The organism is Pseudomonas sp. PvP025 (assembly GCF_017832155.1).
Taxonomy (GTDB): domain Bacteria; phylum Pseudomonadota; class Gammaproteobacteria; order Pseudomonadales; family Pseudomonadaceae; genus Aquipseudomonas.
In genome coordinates this window covers 5,087,020-5,100,508 of sequence record NZ_JAFIBJ010000001.1, presented here as the reverse complement: position 1 = coordinate 5,100,508, position 13,489 = coordinate 5,087,020, and the positions used below count along the sequence as shown (strand labels likewise).

Sequence of the window (13,489 nt, the reverse complement as noted above, 5' to 3'; positions counted from 1 at the left end):
GACCTTAACCATGGGTTTGAAACCTGCCTTGCTCGCCCTCGCCTTGCTGCCGGGCGCCTGCGCCTTCGGCGCGGATGAGTGCCAGTTGAACCTGAGCGAATCGCTGGTGGATTTCGGCCTGATGAATCGCGCCGTCGCATTGACGCCAAAGGCCGACCGTTTATTGGGCGAACGGCGCTTGAGCCTGACCTTCAATTGCCCGAACACCACCGACATGAGCCTGTTCTATCGCGCCATGGGCGCAGGCATCGAGCGCTTCGCGTTCACCGCGCGCGGCAGCTACGGGTTGCAGGTGGGCGATGCACTGCTCGATGGTCGGGCGGTAGACCTGGGCTTGCTCGCCGGCAGCGGCCAGTCCCCGATCAGCACCGCGACAAGCCTGCGCTGGCGGCCGGAACACGGCATCGTACCGATGCGCGCCGGCGTGCCGGTGAGCGGGCGCAGCTTGTCAGTGCAGATTCACGTCAGCGCCTGGGCCAGCGCAGACGCATCGCGGGTCAACGATGCGGTGACATGGGACGAAAGCGGCGTGTTCGATGCCATCAATGGCGGCCGCTCGCAGGAACTGCGCCTGCAGGCACGCTTTGCGCCGGCAGCCTGTACGCCGAGCCTGTCCGGCGGCGGCACGGTGGACTTCGGCAAACTGTCGGTGATGGACCTGAACATGCACAAGGAGACCACGCTGCCCGCACGTCCCTTGATCGTCAGCGTGGCGTGCGATGCGCCCAGCGCCTTCACCCTGCGCCTGGGGGACAACCGCGTCGGCTCAGCAACGGGGCCGGCCGACGACACCCTCTTCGGCCTTGGCCTGGACGCCCGGCAAAACAGAATTGGCCGCTATCGCCTGATATTCGATCCCGCACGCACCACCGCCGACAGTTGGCCACAGCTGTATCGCACCGATTCGGCCACGGGCACCTCGGCCTGGAGCAGCGCCAGCGCCAGCCCGCTTTCGATAAGCGCCAGCCGTTACCTGGGCTTCAGCGCGAGCGTCGGCAGTACCAGCGGCCCTTTGCCAATTCAACAACTCAGCGCCACCGCGAGCCTGGAAGCGGTGATCGCACCGCTGAGTTCCCTGGACCTGGCCAGCGAGGTGCGGCTGGACGGCGCGGCCACCCTCGAAATTCACTATCCCTAGGAGCACCGCCATGAAACCCCTGCTGATGCCACTTATTGCATTACCCCTGCTGACGGGCGCGGCGCACGCCGCATCGACCGTTGACCTGACCGTCACGGGCCTGATCACGCCGATGGCCTGCACGCCACTGTTATCCAGCGGCGGCCTGATCGACTTCGGCAAGATTTCCCGCAATGACCTCAATCTCACCAAAGGCACCCGCCTGCCCCTTAAATACTTGACGCTGACAGTAAACTGCAACGCCCCCGGCCGTTTCGCCCTGCGCATGCGCGACAACCGCGACGGCACGGCCCACGTCAACAGCGAAATTTTCTACGGCCTGGGACTGGACACCAGCGGCAACAAGATCGGTGTGTATTCGGTGAGTTTCGACCCGAAACAAACCGTCGTCGACGACCTGGCGGTGGCGTACGGCACCGAGTCCACCACCGGCGGCGTGGCCTGGCGCACCGCCAACCTCAACCCCATCGATATTGGCTCGCGCAGCCTGTTGGGATTCACCGACGTGATGGGCAGCGTTGCCGGCCCCTCGGCCATCCGAAGCCTGACCAGCACGCTGACGCTTGAAGCCACGATCAACGCCCGGCAGAACCTTGATCTCAGTGTGGAAACGCTGATGGACGGCTCGGCCACCCTGGAAGTTGTGTACCTGTAAACAAACACACGACACCCACCCTTTCCCTGAAAAAAGGAACACTTCATGAAGCGCCTGAACATGTTTTTTGCCGCGTCCGTAATGGCGAGCGCGGGCCACGCGGTCGCAGCGTCCAGCGTCGACCTTGGCGTTCGCGGCCTGATCACACCCAGTGCCTGCACCCCGAGCCTGTCCGGTGGCGGCGTGATCGATCACGGTAAAATCTCCATTAAAGACCTGAACCTGACCGAACCGACCCTCATCGCAAGCCACCTGCTGACCCTGGGCGTGAACTGTGAGGCCGCCACCACGCTCGCCTTGCACTCGATCGACAATCGCGTCGGTTCGAGCGTTTTTGACGACCGATACGGGTTGGGTTTCATCGCGGGCGGTCAGCGGCTGGGCCATTACACACTGGGCCTGGCCAATGCGATCGCCGACAACGTGGCGGTGCAGACAATCGGCTCCGATAACCAGGGCGACACCTGGTACAAGCACGATTTCATGAAACCCGGCCGCTACACCTCGATCGCCACGCAGGACGATGCCTCCCAGGTATTACCGGCCAAAGACCTGGTGGTCGACCTGCGCGTCGACACCATCATCTATCGCGCCGACAACCTGAACGTGGACTATGAGCTGCCGATCGACGGCTCAGCCACGCTGGAAGTCAAATACCTGTAGCCCTCAGCGCCGCGCGCGGCCGGCACCCACGTACAGCGCGCGGCCAGCGCCAAGGCCGGCGATGATGGCGGCCACCCCGATCACGCCGAACGCCCAGCCGACCGCGCTCCAGCCGCCGCTCCAGTCGTGGATCAAACCCACGGCCAGCGGCCCCATCGACGCCAGGGTGTAGCCGAAACCCTGGGCCATGCCCGAGAGGCTGGCCGCCACGTGTGCGTCCCGCGAACGCAGCACAATCAGGGTCAGCGCCAGGCTGAACGTGCCACCCTGCCCCAGGCCGAGCAAAACCGCCCAACCCCAGAGGCCGTCGATCGGCGCGTACAGGCAGCCGAACAAGCCACCGAGCGTCATTAGCATCACCACCACAATCGCCAGGCGCTGATCCTTGCCACGCGTGGCCAGCCACGGCGCGGTCAGTGCGCTGAGCAGTTGCAAGACGATGGATCCAGACAGCGCCAACCCCGCGTCCGTCGCATTCAGGCCCCGGTCGATCAGAATCGATGGCATCCAGCCAAACACGATATATGACAGCGACGATTGCAGCCCCATGTACAGGGTCACTTGCCAGGCCAGCGGATCGCGCAACAGACCTTTGACCCGCGAAGCCACAGGGTGAGCGGTGTGTTTGTGCCGGGCCTGGGGCAACCAGAACAACGCCGCGATAAGCGCCGGCAGCATCCAGAAGCCCAGGCCAAGCGACCAGCTGTCGGCAAAGTAATGGCTCAACGGCACCGTCGCCCCCGCCGCCAGCGCCGCCCCCAGGGACAGGGCCATGGTGTACACACCGGTCATGGCACCGGCCTGCCTGGCGAAGTCGCGCTTGACGATACCCGGCAACAACACGCCGATGATGCCGATGCTGGCACCGGCGATCAGGCTGCCGCTAAACAGGCCCGCCTCACCAAACGCGCTGCGCAGCGTAATACCAGCGGCCAGCATCAGCAAAATCCCCAGCACCACACGCTCGGCGCCAAAGCGCCGTGCCAGGATCGGCGCCAGCGGTGCGAACAGGCCCAGGCACAGCACCGGCAAGGTGGTCAGCAACCCGGCCCTGGCTGCCGATAATCCAAGGCTGTCGGACACCTGGCTGAGCAGCGGAGCCAGGCTCGATAACGCCGGACGCAGATTCAGCGCCACCAGGATCAACCCCAGCAACAGCAACCAAGGCCGCGTGACGACCGGATGCCTGTGCTGCACCACCTCGTCGTCGATTTCAGCGTCGATCAACAGTTCTTCGAGTTCGGTCGCAGGTTTGGTTTTACGGTTCATTGATCAACTGCCGGCAGAGGGATTTGGCGCGCTGCGGATCTTGCTGTTCCACCGCATCGAGCAGTTCGGTGTGCAGGTCGAACACCGCCTGGCGACGTGGCGTGATGTTCAGGGTCTGGCGCAACTGCGCGCCGACGATCGCGGAAAAGTATTGGTACAGCTCGCTCAACGCGGTGTTGTGCGCGGCATCCACCAAGTATTGGTGGAAGACCAGGTCGGCGCTGATATAGGCCTCCAGGTCGCCGTGGTACAGCGCGGCGCTGGCCTCGAGTGCCACCCGCAAGACCTTGAGGTCGTGCTCGGTACGGCGCAGGGCTGCAAGGCCGATCGCTTGCACTTCCAGAATCTGCCGCGTCTCTTGCGCTTGCTCCAGGGAGCAATGGGACAGCACACGCATCGTGCCCAGTGGGTCGCTCATCGAACGCAGGTAACTGCCGTCACCCTGGCGAATTTCGATCAACCCGGAAAACGCCAATACACGCATCGCCTCGCGCACGGTGTTGCGGCTGATGCCCAGCTCGGCGGACAACTCCGGCTCGGTGGGCAGGCGCTCGCCGATGGCCCATTTGCCTTCGGTGATACGCCAGCGCAGTTGCTCCAAGGCCTGGTCGACCAGGGAGCGTTTGATCAGGGGGGCGATGTCTGTCATGGATTTCGTGCTTTCGTCCAATCATAGGATGAATTTTCCTACAACCTATTCGGAGTTGCCTACAAAGGCAAGGCACTAGGGTTCTGAAGCAGGAAAAGGAGCAGTATTTTCGATTGGTAAAATTACCCTTATAGGGTAATTATTGGACTCAGGTGTCTTATGGAAAAGTACACACCTCATTACGATTTGGCGGTGATAAAGGCGGATGTGAGGCGGCTTGGCAGGAAAGCGTTTACCCGCACGGCAGAGGAGTGCGGTGAGGCTCTTGGCTATAGCATCGAAGACATGCAGGCCGTCATTTATGAGTTACAGAACTGGATGTTGTACAAGTCGATGACCACTTATGGAGACCATCGAGTCTGGCAGGACGTGTACCACACTCACTCAACAGGCACGCAGATTTACATCAAGGTCACGTACCGAACAAACGGTAGACCTCCGGTAGTCTCTTTCAAGGAGAAAAATCCATGAAAAAAGCAGAGCTGTGCTACATCTGCGGCGCCCCCGACGCATTGCACCACTTCGAGGGTCGCAGCGAAACCATCAGCATCAAGGGCATGGAACGTCGGATCGACAATCTATCAGGCTGGGAATGCAAGGTCTGCGGCGACGGATTCTGGGACCAGGACAACGACAGCGCAGACCGCTACGGCCAAGCAAAGGATGAGTTGATCCTCGCCGCTCGGCAAATGATCGGCGCCGAGATGAAACGCATCCGCCGCAAACTGCACCTGACACAAAAGGAAGCGGTGGAGTTGCTGTCCGGCGGCGGTCACAACGCATTCTCTCGCTACGAACGTGGCGAGTTGCTTGCCCCCAAACCGTTGGTACTGCTGATGCGGCTTCTGGATCGTCACCCGCACTTGCTTGCGGATGCGAAGATCCTGGCAGACGGCGCTGATCTGCGTGGCGCCTTCACCTACACCGTGAACGACGACGCAGAAGCACTCAAGGCGTCCTAGCCCCAAAAAACAAACCCGGCGCCAGGCCGGGTTTATTCATTCACGCTTCGATCAATGCAAAATCTGGCTCAAGAACAACCTGGTCCGATCATTCTGCGGATTGTCGAAGAAGTCATTCGGCGCCGCCTGCTCAACGATTTCGCCCTTGTCCATGAAGATCACACGGTTGGCCACAGTGCGCGCAAAACCCATTTCGTGGGTCACGCACAACATGGTCATGCCGTCTTCGGCCAGGCCGATCATGGTGTCCAAAACCTCTTTCACCATCTCGGGATCAAGCGCTGAAGTCGGTTCGTCGAACAGCATGATCTTGGGTTTCATGCACAGCGCGCGGGCAATCGCCACACGCTGTTGCTGGCCGCCGGAGAGTTGCCCCGGAAACTTGTGCGCCTGCTCCGGAATGCGCACGCGCTCCAGGTAGTGCATGGCGATTTCCTCGGCCTTGCGCTTGGGCATCTTGCGCACCCACATCGGCGCCAGCGTGCAGTTCTGCAGGATGGTCAGGTGCGGGAACAGGTTGAAGTGCTGGAACACCATGCCGACTTCACGGCGGATCGCTTCGATCTGCTTGAGGTCGTTGGTCAGCTCCACGCCATCGACCACGATGCGGCCCTGCTGGTGCTCTTCCAGACGGTTGAGGCAGCGGATGGTGGTGGACTTGCCCGACCCCGACGGGCCGCACAGCACGATTCGCTCGCCCTGCTTGACGTTGAGGTTGATGTCTTTCAACACGTGGAACTGGCCGTACCACTTGTTGACGCCCTGCATCTGGATAATGCCTTCAGGGCTCACAGGCTGTTTGATCGCTTCGCTCATCACATCAACTCCTAACGCTTGTGGCCTGTGTCGAGCTTGTGTTCCAAATGAATGGAATAGCGCGACATACCAAAACAGAAAATCCAGAACACCAGGGCAGCGAACACGTAGCCTTCAGTGGCCATACCCAACCATTTCGGGTCGGCGGCAGCTTGCTTGACGCTGTTGAGCAGGTCGAACAGGCCGATGATGATCACAAGGCTAGTGTCCTTGAACAACGCAATAAACGTGTTGACGATACCCGGGATCACCATCTTCAGGGCTTGCGGCAGAATCACCAGGCCCATGCTGCGCCAGTAGCCCAGGCCCATTGCCGCAGCCGCTTCGTACTGACCTTTAGGAATGGCTTGCAGACCGCCGCGCACCACTTCGGCCACGTAGGCCGACTGGAACAGGATCACGCCGATCAACGCCCGCAGCAGTTTGTCGATGCCCATGCCTTCGGGCAAAAACAACGGCAGCATCACCGAGGACATGAACAGCACGGTGATCAACGGCACGCCACGCCAGAATTCGATGAAGGTCACGCAGACCACCCGAATCGCCGGCATGTTCGAGCGCCGTCCCAGCGCCAGCACGATGCCCAGCGGCAAGGCGCCGGCGATGCCGACCGTGGCGATCACCAGGGTCAGCATCAGGCCGCCCCATTGGCTGGTCGCCACGTTGGTCAGGCCGAAGGCGCCGCCGTGCAGCAGGAAGAACGCGATGATCGGGTACAGCACCAGAAAGCCCAGGCCGTAGATCGCCTTGCGCGGGAAGCGCGAGATGAACAACGGCGCCACGCCAACGATGGCCAGCCACACGGTGAGATCCACGCGCCAGCGCAGGTCGCCCGGGTAGTAGCCGTACATGAACTGCCCGAAGCGCTGTTGGATGAACACCCAGCAGGCGCCCTCCTTGGTGCAGTCGGCGCGGGTGGTGCCAACCCAGTTGGCGTCGAGGATGGCCCAGCTGAGGATCGGCGGGACCACCAAATAAATCAGGTAAAACGCCAACAGGGTCAGCAGGGTGTTGAGCCAGCTGGAGAACAGGTTGGCGCGCATCCATGCCATCGGCCCGAAGACTTTGTTCGGCGGCGGCATATCAGGTTTGAACGTATGCGAACTCATGCAGGTTTCCTCACCGCTCGATCAGCGCAATGCGCTTGTTGTACCAGTTCATCAGCAGGGAAATGCTGATGCTGATCGCCAGGTACACGCTCATGGTGATGGCAATGACTTCAATCGCCTGGCCGGTCTGGTTGAGCACCGTGCCGGCAAACAGTGAAACCATTTCCGGGTAACCGATACCGGCGGCCAGTGACGAGTTTTTCGCCAGGTTCAGGTATTGGCTGGTCAGCGGCGGAATGATCACCCGCAGCGCCTGCGGGATGATCACCTTGCGCAGCGTCGGCCCGGGGCGCAGGCCCAGGGAGCGCGCGGCTTCGGTCTGGCCATGGCTGACGGACTTGATGCCCGAACGCACGATCTCGGCAATGAACGCCGCCGTATAGACCGTCAGCGCCAACGTCAGCGCCAGCAGTTCGGGGATCAATACCCAGCCGCCAACGAAGTTGAAGCCTTGCAGTTTGGGCATTTCCCAGTGCAGCGGCGCGCCGAAGATCAAGGCGCACAACGCCGGGATCACGATGAACAGTGCAAGACCGGCCCAGAACTTGTGGAACGGTACGCCCGTGGCCTCGAAGCGCTTGTTAGCCCAGCGCGTCATCAGCACGATGGCGACGATGGCGAGTACCACACTGATCACGAACGGCCAGAACCCATCGGCGGCCAGCGCTGCCGGCATGTTCAGGCCACGGCTGCTGACGAAGAAGGTATCGCCGAAGTTGTGACTGGCGCGCGGCCCCGGCATGGTCAGGAACACCGCGAAGTACCAGAACAGAATCTGCAGCAATGGCGGGATGTTGCGGAACACTTCCACATACACGGTCGCCAGCTTGTTGATCATCCAGTTGGGCGACAGGCGCGCCACGCCGATGATGAAGCCGAGCAGGGTCGCCAGGACCACACCGATCACGGTGACCAGCAAGGTGTTGAGCAAGCCGATCACAAACACCCGGGCATAGCTGTCCGATTCGGTGTAGTCGATCAGGTGCTGCGCGATGCCGAAGCCGGCACTGCGCTCAAGAAAGTCGAACCCCGAGGTGATGCCCCGGTGCTGAAGGTTGGTTTGCGTATTGTTGAAGAGGTACCAGCCCAGCGAGACCACCGCCACAATCGTGATGATCTGGAAGAGCCACGCACGCACTTTGGGATCGCTGAAGCTGAGCTTCTGCTTGGGTGCGCCGATTTGATTTTGCATGAAGTGCCCCGAAAAGAATGGAACAGAACATCACCCGGCGGTTGGCCCACCGGGTGACAGAACCATCAGCGATCAGCGCACAGGGGGTGCGTACTGGATGCCGCCGTTGTTCCACAGTGCGTTCAGGCCGCGGTCGATTTCCAGCGGGGTGCTCTTGCCCAGGTTGCGCTCGAACACTTCACCGTAGTTACCGACTTGCTTGACGATCTGCACGACCCAGTCTTTCTTCACTTTCAGGTCTTTGCCGTATTCGCCGTCGGCACCGAGCAGACGTGCAACGTCCGGGTTCTTGGTGGACTTGGCTTCGGCTTCAACGTTTTTCGAGGTGATGCCGGCTTCTTCAGCGTTGAGCATGGCGTAGCCAACCCAGCGCACGATGGCCAGCCACTCGTCGTCGCCGTTACGCACGACCGGGCCCAGCGGTTCTTTGGAAATGGTTTCCGGCAGCACCACGTAGTCCTTCGGCGAAGCCAACTTGCTGCGCTGGGCGAACAGTTGGGACTTGTCGGAGGTCAGCACGTCGCAACGTCCGGATTCCAGCGACTTGGCGCTTTCATCGGAGGTGTCGAAGGTGATCGGGGTGTATTTGAGGTTGTTGCCACGGAAGTAGTCGGAAACGTTCAGCTCGGTGGTGGTACCGGCCTGGATGCAGATGGTTGCACCGTCCAGTTCCTTGGCACTTTTAACGCCCAGCTTGTTGTTTACCAGAAAGCCGATGCCGTCGTAGTAAGTGATGAAGCCCGGGAATTTCAGGCCCATGCCCGCATCGCGAGAGCTGGTCATGGTGGTGTTGCGCGACAGAATGTCGACTTCGCCCGATTGCAGCGCGGTGAAACGCTCTTTGGCATTCAACTGGCTGAACTTGACCTTGGTCGCGTCGCCAAAGACGGCAGCGGCTACGGCGCGGCACACGTCAGCGTCGATCCCGAGGATCTTGCCGCTGGCATCCGGTACCGAGAAACCCGGCAGGCCGTCACTCACGCCACATTGCACAAAGCCTTTCTTCTGCACGGCGTCCAGGGTGGCACCAGCTTGGGCAAAACCACTGACACCCAATACAGCGGCCGCAGTGACGATGGCCAGGGTGGATTTCAATACCTTCATTCAAACCTCCAGTTTTGCTCTTGTTGTGTCGGAGCTCGAACCCCACCGCACCCTTTTGAGGCGACTTTGACCCGTGTTGGCTTTTTTTGGGGTCAAACGGTTTGAGGCTGTCGCTATAAGTCCAGTTGCTATCCCACAAGCGGCGTCACTGATAGTGTTACCGACGTGGAAGAGACCTGACATCGCTCTGTGCATAGCAAGCGCCGTACCAGAGTGACGACTGAGTCGATTCAGCACAGGGTCAAGAGCAAAAGATTCAACCTTGCGACACTTTGTTAACAGATCAACCCGCTACGCACCGTTCCGACGCACCCAATCGGAGCGCCCGCACATTTATGGAGCAGACATGACCGACCCCTTGATTCTTCAGCCCGCCAAGCCCGCAGACGCCTGCGTTATCTGGCTGCATGGCCTGGGCGCTGATCGCTACGACTTCATGCCGGTGGCCGAAGCGCTGCAGGAAACCCTGCTGTCGACCCGCTTCGTGCTGCCCCAGGCGCCGACCCGCGCGGTGACCATCAATGGCGGTTACGCGATGCCCAGTTGGTACGACATCAAGGCCATGAGCCCGGCACGCTCGATCAGCCTGGAAGAGCTGTACGCGTCCACGCAGAGGGTCACGGACCTCATCGAAGCGCAGAAGAGAACCGGAATAGACGCCTCGCGGATTTTTCTAGCAGGCTTTTCCCAGGGCGGCGCAGTGGTATTTCATACCGCGTATCTGAACTGGCAGGGGCCGTTGGGTGGCGTGATCGCCCTCTCCACCTATGCGCCTACCTTCGACGACGAGCTGCACTTGTCCGCCAGCCAACAGCGCATTCCGGCGCTGTGCCTGCATGGCCAGTACGACGAGGTGGTACAGAACGCCATGGGCCGCAGCGCCTTCGAGCATTTGAAGAGCCGTGGTGTCACCGTGACATGGCAGGAATACCCAATGGGCCACGAAGTGTTACCTCAGGAGATTCACGACATCGGTGCCTGGTTGCTCGCGCGACTGAGCTGAACCCGGCCTTTATGTAGCCGTATGACAGACGCACTACGCCGCGCCCGATTCTTGCATTACACTGGCCGGCGTACATTCCTTAACCCATTAATGAGATCACCGTGCTCAAAGCACTCAAGAAGATGTTCGGCAAAAGCGAGGCTGAGCCGCTCGCGCCAGTTGCCAGTGCGCCTGTTCCTGCCGCCCCTCGGCGCACGGACGCTCATCAGCCAGGACGCAGCGCGCCGATTGCCCAACCGCCTGAACCTGCCGCAGCGGTGGAACCCGTCGCCGCTCCCAGGCCACCTCGCGAACGTGCGCCCAAGCCCAAACCGGTAGTCATCCCCTGGAAACTCGAAGACTTCGTCGTCGAGCCTCAGGAAGGCAAGACCCGCTTCCACGATTTCAAGCTCGCCCCGGAACTGATGCACGCCATCCAGGACCTGGGCTTCCCGTACTGCACGCCGATCCAGGCGCAGGTGCTGGGCTTCACCCTCGCCGGCAAGGACGCCATCGGCCGCGCCCAGACCGGCACCGGCAAGACCGCCGCGTTTCTCATCTCGATCATCACCCAACTGCTGCAGACGCCACCGCCCAAAGAGCGCTATATGGGTGAACCGCGCGCACTGATCATCGCCCCCACCCGCGAGCTGGTGGTGCAGATCGCCAAGGACGCCGCCGACCTGACCAAGTACACCGGCCTCAACGTCATGACGTTCGTGGGCGGCATGGACTTCGACAAGCAACTCAAGCACCTCGAAGCCCGCCACTGCGACATCCTCGTGGCCACGCCGGGCCGCCTGCTCGACTTCAACCAGCGCGGCGACGTGCACCTGGACATGGTCGAAGTGATGGTGCTGGACGAAGCCGACCGCATGCTCGACATGGGCTTCATCCCGCAAGTGCGTCAGATCATTCGCCAGACCCCGCCAAAAGACGAACGTCAGACCCTGCTGTTCTCCGCGACCTTCACCGAAGACGTGATGAACCTCGCCAAGCAGTGGACCACTGACCCGTCCATCGTCGAGATCGAAGCGCTGAACGTCGCCAGCGAAAACGTCGAACAGCACATCTACGCCGTGGCCGGTGCCGACAAGTACAAGCTGCTCTACAACCTGATCAACGACAACGGTTGGGAGCGCGTGATGGTGTTCGCCAACCGCAAGGACGAAGTGCGCCGCATCGAGGAGCGCCTGGTGCGCGATGGCGTCAACGCCGCGCAACTGTCGGGCGATGTGCCGCAACACAAGCGCATCAAGACCCTCGAAGGCTTCCGCGAAGGCAAGATTCGCGTGCTGGTGGCCACCGACGTGGCCGGACGCGGGATTCACATTGACGGCATCAGCCACGTGATCAACTTCACCCTGCCGGAAGTGCCGGACGACTACGTGCACCGCATCGGCCGGACCGGTCGTGCGGGTGCCGCTGGCGTGTCGATCAGCTTTGCCGGGGAAGATGACTCGTATCAGTTGCCGTCGATCGAGACGCTGCTGGGGCGCAAGATCAGCTGTGAAACGCCGTCGACGCATCTATTGCGGGCTGTGGATCGCAAACGCCCATAAGGGCTAAAACGCGGTCAACAATGTGGGAGGGGGCTTGCTCCCGATAGCAGGTTGTCAGTCAATGATGTTGTGACTGATCCACCGCTATCGGGAGCAAGCCCCCTCCCACATTTTGATCTCTGCTGGTGTTGAGATATGTGTCCGGCTGGCTATTTCCAGCGATCCGCTGCCGCGTGATCACTGCTGCGCCCTTCCACCCAACGCGCCCCGTCCGGCGTATTTTCCTTCTTCCAGAACGGCGCCCGGGTCTTCAGGTAATCCATCACAAACGCACAGGCATCAAACGCAGCCTGGCGATGCGCACTGGCGGCCGCGACGAACACAATCGGCTCGCCCGGCTCCAGCACGCCAATGCGGTGCAGCACTTCCAGCTTGAGCAACGGCCAGCGCTGCTCGGCCTCCACGCCGATTTTCGCCAGGGCCTTTTCGGTCATGCCGGGATAGTGCTCGAGAAACATCCCCGACACATCGCGCCCGTCATTGAAGTCGCGCACATAGCCGACAAAACTGACCACCGCGCCCACACCGGCATTGGCCGCGTGCATCGCATTGACCTCGGCGCCCGGGTCAAAGGCGCCGGCCTGCACACGAATCGCCATGTTCAGCCTCCGGTCACGGGCGGGAAAAACGCGATTTCATCACCGGCCTGCACCGGTTCATTGAGATCGCACAATTCCTCGTTGCGCGCGCACATCAAGCTGCTCTCGTTGAGCACTGCAAATTCAGGGTCGCTCGCCAACGCCAGGCGCACTGCATCGACGGTGGCGAAATCGCCCTCCATCTCCAGCGAATCAAAGCCCACCGCTTCGGCGTAGCGCGCAAAAAACAGCACATTGATGCTCATTGCTCATCCGCCTTGAAATGCCCGCTCTTGCCGCCGTGCTTTTCCAGCAGACGCACGCTTTCGATGGTCATGCCACGGTCCACGGCCTTGCACATGTCGTAGATCGTCAGCGCGGCAACACTGGCGGCGGTCAGGGCTTCCATCTCCACGCCAGTCTGGCCGGAGAGTTTGCAGCGCGCCACGATGCACACGGTATCCACGCCTTCGGCGCTGAGTTCGACCTTGACGCCGGTGAGCATCAGCGGGTGGCACAGAGGGATCAGATCACTGGTTTTTTTTGCCGCCTGGATCCCGGCGATGCGGGCCACGGCGAACACGTCGCCCTTGGGGTGGGCGCCGTCGACAATCATTTGCAGGGTGGCCGGCAACATGCGCACCCGCGCTTGGGCCACCGCCTCACGGAACGTCACGGACTTGTCGGTGACGTCGACCATATGGGCGCGACCTTGGGAATCGAGATGAGTCAGCACAGCGTTACTCCTGAACAGGAGCAGGGATTGTAAACCCGAGGCTCAAGCCGGTGCACGTCTGATTGTCCGGGCCT

General features: G+C 61.2%; 16 protein-coding genes. 7 read left to right on the top strand and 9 right to left on the bottom strand.

From position 1 onward, the window contains the following. The first annotated feature begins 10 nt into the window (after positions 1-10). From JOE32_RS22195 to JOE32_RS22185, 3 genes are read left to right on the top strand one after another with little or no spacing between them, the layout of a single operon-like run. Positions 11-1,138, top strand: coding sequence for a DUF1120 domain-containing protein (locus tag JOE32_RS22195; RefSeq protein ID WP_209988937.1), 1,128 nt, complete (start codon positions 11-13; stop codon positions 1,136-1,138). A gap of 10 nt (positions 1,139-1,148) precedes the next feature. Further along, positions 1,149-1,793, top strand: coding sequence for a DUF1120 domain-containing protein (locus tag JOE32_RS22190; protein WP_209988934.1), 645 nt, complete (start codon positions 1,149-1,151; stop codon positions 1,791-1,793). Between the two features lie 45 nt (positions 1,794-1,838). Beyond that, entirely contained in the window at positions 1,839-2,456 is a 618-nt protein-coding gene (locus tag JOE32_RS22185) for a DUF1120 domain-containing protein (protein WP_209988931.1), read from the top strand. Positions 2,457-2,459: 3 nt separating this feature from the next. Here the strand turns inward: JOE32_RS22185 and JOE32_RS22180 are convergent, their stop codons facing one another. Together JOE32_RS22180 and JOE32_RS22175 are read right to left on the bottom strand one after the other, a co-directional pair. Beyond that, positions 2,460-3,725 carry a CynX/NimT family MFS transporter gene (locus JOE32_RS22180; RefSeq protein ID WP_209988928.1) on the bottom strand — a complete coding sequence of 422 codons (1,266 nt, stop codon included), beginning with the start codon at positions 3,723-3,725 and terminating at the stop codon, positions 2,460-2,462. After that, positions 3,715-4,374 carry a FadR/GntR family transcriptional regulator gene (locus tag JOE32_RS22175; protein WP_209988926.1) on the bottom strand — a complete coding sequence of 220 codons (660 nt, stop codon included), beginning with the start codon at positions 4,372-4,374 and terminating at the stop codon, positions 3,715-3,717. Before JOE32_RS22175 ends, JOE32_RS22180 begins: the two co-directional genes overlap by 11 nt. Before the next feature lie 159 nt (positions 4,375-4,533). Between JOE32_RS22175 and JOE32_RS22170 the strand changes: the two genes are divergently transcribed. Both JOE32_RS22170 and JOE32_RS22165 read left to right on the top strand, forming a co-directional pair. Continuing rightward, positions 4,534-4,845 carry a type II toxin-antitoxin system MqsR family toxin gene (locus tag JOE32_RS22170; protein WP_209988923.1) on the top strand — a complete coding sequence of 104 codons (312 nt, stop codon included), beginning with the start codon at positions 4,534-4,536 and terminating at the stop codon, positions 4,843-4,845. Next, positions 4,842-5,336 (top strand): type II toxin-antitoxin system MqsA family antitoxin, encoded by a 495-nt coding sequence (locus JOE32_RS22165; RefSeq protein WP_209988921.1) that lies wholly within the window; start codon positions 4,842-4,844, stop codon positions 5,334-5,336. Before JOE32_RS22170 ends, JOE32_RS22165 begins: the two co-directional genes overlap by 4 nt. A 51-nt stretch (positions 5,337-5,387) precedes the next feature. Here JOE32_RS22165 and JOE32_RS22160 read toward each other — a convergent pair whose 3' ends face one another. From JOE32_RS22160 to JOE32_RS22145, 4 genes are all read right to left on the bottom strand, one after another. Further along, positions 5,388-6,152 (bottom strand): amino acid ABC transporter ATP-binding protein, encoded by a 765-nt coding sequence (locus JOE32_RS22160; protein WP_065934436.1) that lies wholly within the window; start codon positions 6,150-6,152, stop codon positions 5,388-5,390. Positions 6,153-6,163: 11 nt separating this feature from the next. Beyond that, positions 6,164-7,261: an amino acid ABC transporter permease gene (locus tag JOE32_RS22155; RefSeq protein WP_057006782.1), complete on the bottom strand. Its 1,098-nt coding sequence runs from the start codon at positions 7,259-7,261 to the stop codon at positions 6,164-6,166. Positions 7,262-7,271: 10 nt separating this feature from the next. Next, on the bottom strand, positions 7,272-8,453 hold the full coding sequence (locus tag JOE32_RS22150) for an amino acid ABC transporter permease (protein ID WP_209988917.1): 1,182 nt from the start codon (positions 8,451-8,453) through the stop codon (positions 7,272-7,274). A 72-nt stretch (positions 8,454-8,525) separates the two neighbouring features. Next, positions 8,526-9,557: an amino acid ABC transporter substrate-binding protein gene (locus JOE32_RS22145; RefSeq protein WP_053254520.1), complete on the bottom strand. Its 1,032-nt coding sequence runs from the start codon at positions 9,555-9,557 to the stop codon at positions 8,526-8,528. 346 nt (positions 9,558-9,903) lie between these two features. Between JOE32_RS22145 and JOE32_RS22140 the strand changes: the two genes are divergently transcribed. Next, complete coding sequence (locus tag JOE32_RS22140; RefSeq protein WP_209988914.1) at positions 9,904-10,560, top strand: alpha/beta hydrolase; 657 nt, start codon at positions 9,904-9,906, stop codon at positions 10,558-10,560. 95 nt (positions 10,561-10,655) lie between these two features. Then, positions 10,656-12,101: an ATP-dependent RNA helicase RhlB gene (gene rhlB, locus JOE32_RS22135; RefSeq protein ID WP_209990694.1), complete on the top strand. Its 1,446-nt coding sequence runs from the start codon at positions 10,656-10,658 to the stop codon at positions 12,099-12,101. Between the two features lie 149 nt (positions 12,102-12,250). On the opposite strand, the gene moaE is transcribed toward rhlB, so the two are convergent. From moaE to moaC, 3 genes are read right to left on the bottom strand one after another with little or no spacing between them, the layout of a single operon-like run. Next, entirely contained in the window at positions 12,251-12,700 is a 450-nt protein-coding gene (moaE, locus tag JOE32_RS22130; protein WP_209988911.1) for a molybdopterin synthase catalytic subunit MoaE, read from the bottom strand. A gap of 2 nt (positions 12,701-12,702) precedes the next feature. Continuing rightward, positions 12,703-12,945 carry a molybdopterin converting factor subunit 1 gene (moaD, locus tag JOE32_RS22125; RefSeq protein WP_209988908.1) on the bottom strand — a complete coding sequence of 81 codons (243 nt, stop codon included), beginning with the start codon at positions 12,943-12,945 and terminating at the stop codon, positions 12,703-12,705. Beyond that, positions 12,942-13,415 carry a cyclic pyranopterin monophosphate synthase MoaC gene (gene moaC / locus JOE32_RS22120; RefSeq protein ID WP_209988905.1) on the bottom strand — a complete coding sequence of 158 codons (474 nt, stop codon included), beginning with the start codon at positions 13,413-13,415 and terminating at the stop codon, positions 12,942-12,944. The genes moaD and moaC overlap by 4 nt, the downstream gene beginning before the upstream one ends. Positions 13,416-13,489 lie beyond the last annotated feature (74 nt).

What these genes read in the sequence shown, in the direction of transcription:
- JOE32_RS22180 (WP_209988928.1), bottom strand. Translation starts at nt 3,725, where the DNA reads ATGAACCGTAAAACCAAACCTGCGACCGAACTCGAAGAACTGTTGATC.
- JOE32_RS22165 (WP_209988921.1), top strand. Translation starts at nt 4,842, where the DNA reads ATGAAAAAAGCAGAGCTGTGCTACATCTGCGGCGCCCCCGACGCATTG.
- JOE32_RS22170 (WP_209988923.1), top strand. Translation starts at nt 4,534, where the DNA reads ATGGAAAAGTACACACCTCATTACGATTTGGCGGTGATAAAGGCGGAT.
- JOE32_RS22175 (WP_209988926.1), bottom strand. Translation starts at nt 4,374, where the DNA reads ATGACAGACATCGCCCCCCTGATCAAACGCTCCCTGGTCGACCAGGCC.
- JOE32_RS22195 (WP_209988937.1), top strand. Translation starts at nt 11, where the DNA reads ATGGGTTTGAAACCTGCCTTGCTCGCCCTCGCCTTGCTGCCGGGCGCC.
- JOE32_RS22190 (WP_209988934.1), top strand. Translation starts at nt 1,149, where the DNA reads ATGAAACCCCTGCTGATGCCACTTATTGCATTACCCCTGCTGACGGGC.
- JOE32_RS22150 (WP_209988917.1), bottom strand. Translation starts at nt 8,453, where the DNA reads ATGCAAAATCAAATCGGCGCACCCAAGCAGAAGCTCAGCTTCAGCGAT.
- JOE32_RS22145 (WP_053254520.1), bottom strand. Translation starts at nt 9,557, where the DNA reads ATGAAGGTATTGAAATCCACCCTGGCCATCGTCACTGCGGCCGCTGTA.
- JOE32_RS22155 (WP_057006782.1), bottom strand. Translation starts at nt 7,261, where the DNA reads ATGAGTTCGCATACGTTCAAACCTGATATGCCGCCGCCGAACAAAGTC.
- JOE32_RS22185 (WP_209988931.1), top strand. Translation starts at nt 1,839, where the DNA reads ATGAAGCGCCTGAACATGTTTTTTGCCGCGTCCGTAATGGCGAGCGCG.
- JOE32_RS22140 (WP_209988914.1), top strand. Translation starts at nt 9,904, where the DNA reads ATGACCGACCCCTTGATTCTTCAGCCCGCCAAGCCCGCAGACGCCTGC.
- JOE32_RS22160 (WP_065934436.1), bottom strand. Translation starts at nt 6,152, where the DNA reads ATGAGCGAAGCGATCAAACAGCCTGTGAGCCCTGAAGGCATTATCCAG.
- moaD (WP_209988908.1), bottom strand. Translation starts at nt 12,945, where the DNA reads ATGAGCATCAATGTGCTGTTTTTTGCGCGCTACGCCGAAGCGGTGGGC.
- moaE (WP_209988911.1), bottom strand. Translation starts at nt 12,700, where the DNA reads ATGGCGATTCGTGTGCAGGCCGGCGCCTTTGACCCGGGCGCCGAGGTC.